4 protein-coding genes are annotated in these 2,957 nt (G+C 56.9%); all 4 read left to right on the top strand.

Features of this window, described 5'->3' with window-relative positions; translation table 11 throughout:
• Positions 1–82 precede the first annotated feature (82 nt).
• The 4 genes from tnpA to AC07V9_RS29575 are packed head-to-tail and all read left to right on the top strand — an operon-like array spanning position 83 to position 2,920.
• Positions 83–460: an IS66-like element accessory protein TnpA gene (gene tnpA, locus AC07V9_RS29560; protein ID WP_495019160.1), complete on the top strand. Its 378-nt coding sequence runs from the start codon at positions 83–85 to the stop codon at positions 458–460.
• Positions 457–801 (top strand): IS66 family insertion sequence element accessory protein TnpB, encoded by a 345-nt coding sequence (tnpB, locus tag AC07V9_RS29565; RefSeq protein WP_034138746.1) that lies wholly within the window; start codon positions 457–459, stop codon positions 799–801. Before tnpA ends, tnpB begins: the two co-directional genes overlap by 4 nt.
• Before the next feature lie 37 nt (positions 802–838).
• Positions 839–2,344 carry an IS66 family transposase gene (tnpC, locus tag AC07V9_RS29570; RefSeq protein ID WP_495019161.1) on the top strand — a complete coding sequence of 502 codons (1,506 nt, stop codon included), beginning with the start codon at positions 839–841 and terminating at the stop codon, positions 2,342–2,344.
• A gap of 3 nt (positions 2,345–2,347) precedes the next feature.
• A complete protein-coding gene (locus AC07V9_RS29575) occupies positions 2,348–2,920 on the top strand; it encodes a plasmid pRiA4b ORF-3 family protein (protein ID WP_495019162.1) in 573 nt (190 codons plus the stop codon).
• Positions 2,921–2,957: the final 37 nt, after the last annotated feature.

A 2,957-nucleotide genomic window follows, 5' to 3' on the forward strand; every position in this document is an offset into this window, starting at 1 on the left:
GTAACCGTCCGGCCAGCACCCTCTCCTGACAGCCCTCCAAATTAGCCAAGATAGTGGACACCATTTTTTAGTGGACACTATCTTGGATACAGTTGCCCCCGCTCGTCGAACCGGTCGCCGCCCCAACTTTTCGCTGGCGTTCAAACGCCAAGTCGTCGAGGCCACCCTCCAGCCTGGTGCCTCCGTGTCGTTGATCGCTCGTGAGCATGACGTCAATGCCAACTTGGTCTTTCGCTGGCGGCATCAATATCATGAAGGGATGTTCGGCCCGATTAACCAGAGTGCAACGCTTTTGCCTGTTCAGGTGATTGAGGCGTCGACGGATGCATCGCAAACCCTCCAGCCACAGCCCGTATCTTATTCCGAGATCATGATTGAGCTTGGCAAAGCCAAGCTGCGCATCACTGGCACGCCTGACCCGCATACCCTGGAAGTCATCTTGCAGCAGTTACTGCGATGATTGCCCCGCCTGCTGGAACCCGTATCTGGATCGCCGCCGGCGTCACGGATATGCGCCGTGGCTTCGATGGATTGGCAGCCTTGGTGCAAACTCAACTTGAAGCCGACCCGTTCTCCGGTCAGATCTTTGCCTTTCGTGGACGGCGCGGTGACCGGATCAAGCTGTTGTGGTGGGATGGCGACGGCTTGTGCCTGTTTTGCAAACGGCTGGAACAAGGGCGCTTTGTCTGGCCGCAAGCAACCAGCGGTAGCGTTTCGCTGACGCCTGCGCAGTTGTCGATGCTATTGGAAGGCATTGATTGGCGCAGGCCAATTCGTACAGCACCCGTTCTCGCGGTCTGACTTGCTACGCTGAAAAAATCCCAAGTAACATTCGGTCATGACGCTCGCGACCGACTCCCTGCCTAACGATCTTCAAGCCTTGAAAGCTCTGGTCTCTGCCCAGCGGGCAGAGATTGAGCGCTTGAAAATGATGATCGCCAAGCTGCGTCGTATACAGTTCGGTCGCAGTTCCGAGCAATTGGACGCGATGATCGACCAACTCCAGTTGAGCCTTGAAGAGTTGCAAGTCAGCCAGACTGAACTGACGCCGCCAACCGAACCGCCCCCTCGCGTCGTCTCTCGGCGCAAGCCGTTGCCTGAACACCTGCCTCGCGAAATCCACGTTCATCAGCCTGAATCACAATGCTCTGGCTGCGGTGGGAAGCTGCGCCAGTTGGGTGAGGATGTGTCTGAGGTGCTGGAGTACGTCCCGGCGCGTTTTAAAGTGATCCGGCATGTGCGCCCGAAGATGGTTTGCAGTTGCTGCGAGCACATTGCCCAAGTGCCTGCACCGAGCCGCCCGATACTCCGAGGCCTTGCAGGCCCTGGGCTGCTGGCTCACGTGCTTGTCTCTAAATTTGTCGATCATCTGCCTCTGTATCGCCAGTCTGAGATCTACGCCCGTGAGGGCGTGGATTTAGAGCGCTCAACTCTGGCCGACTGGGTGGGCCAGAGCAGCCAATTGCTCAGGCCACTGGTCAACGCGCTTGAGCGCCATGTAATGAGCGGTCATAAAGTCCATGCCGACGACACGCCAATTGGCGTGCTTGCGCCGGGCAACGGCAAAACCAAAACGGCTCGCCTCTGGACATACGTGCGGGACGACCGACCTGCCGGTTACACGACGCCGGCGGCGGTCTGGTTTGCCTACTCGCCGGATCGCAAGGGGCAACATCCCCGCGCTCATCTCAAGGACTTCAGCGGGATCTTGCAGGCTGACGGCTACGTTGGTTTTGCTCAGCTATACGCGACGGGCACTATTCAGGAAGCCGCCTGCTGGGCTCATGCTCGCCGCAAGTTTTACGATGTCTACAAAGACCAGGCTTCACCACTTGCTGGCGAGGCGCTGCAAAGAATTGCTGCCCTGTATGCCATCGAGAGCGAAATTCGAGGGCAACCGCCCGACCAACGCAAAGCGATTCGGCAAAGCCGGGCCAGTCCGCTGCTACAACAACTACATGCATGGCTTAACCAGACGCTCACTCAACTGTCGAAAAAATCGACATTAGGCGGTGCAATCCTCTATGGCCTAAACCGGTGGCAGGCTTTAACGCGTTACTGCGATGACGGCCGAATCGAAATCGACAACAACGCCGCCGAACGGGCGCTGCGCGCCGTAGCGCTGGGACGCAAAAACTATCTGTTTGCCGGTTCCGATGCCGGCGGAGAACGAGCTGCGGCGATTTACAGCCTGGTGGGTTCGGCCAAGCTAAACGGATTGAACCCACAGGCGTATCTGACCTATGTGCTGGAGCACATTGCCGAGCACCCAATCAATCGGGTAAGCGAGTTGCTGCCCTGGAATATTTCTTTGAACCACTCTGAACACTGCGAGGCCGCCTGATCCATGGTTAAAATTGTCCGTTTACCCAAACCCGCCTCCGACCTGTTGCTGCTGCACATTGAGCTGAAGTGGATCACTCCGAAGATTTGGCGCCGGTTCGCGGTGCCTGAAAACATCACCTTGGGCAAACTGCACCATGTCATCCAGGCCGTGATGGGCTGGAGTGATAGCCATCTGCATGAGTTTGAAATTGCCGGTGAGCGTTATGGTATGCCCGATCCCGATGGCTGGGGGCCGACGGTTAACCCGGAAGCTCGTAAAACGCTGATCAAGGCGCTGAACGGAAAGCGGACATTTAATTATCTCTACGACTTTGGTGACAGCTGGCATCACAGTATCAAGGTCGAAAAAACGTTACCCGCTATTGCCTGTCCTCAGGTGCCGTATTGCATCGATGGCGCCAATGCTTGCCCACCGGAAGACGTGGGTGGCGGGCCTGGCTATGAGGACTTTTTGGCGGCGATGGCCAACCCCAATCATCCAGAGCATGACGACATGGTTGAATGGCATGGCGATGTTTTTGATCCAGCGGCATTTGAGTGCGAGCGCGTGAATCAGTGGTTTAAACGGATTTAGGTTTGAGTTGCAAGGCGGTGTAGCTCGGACGCTTACG

It is taken from the genome of Pseudomonas sp. GW821-FHT02A11, assembly GCF_059421985.1.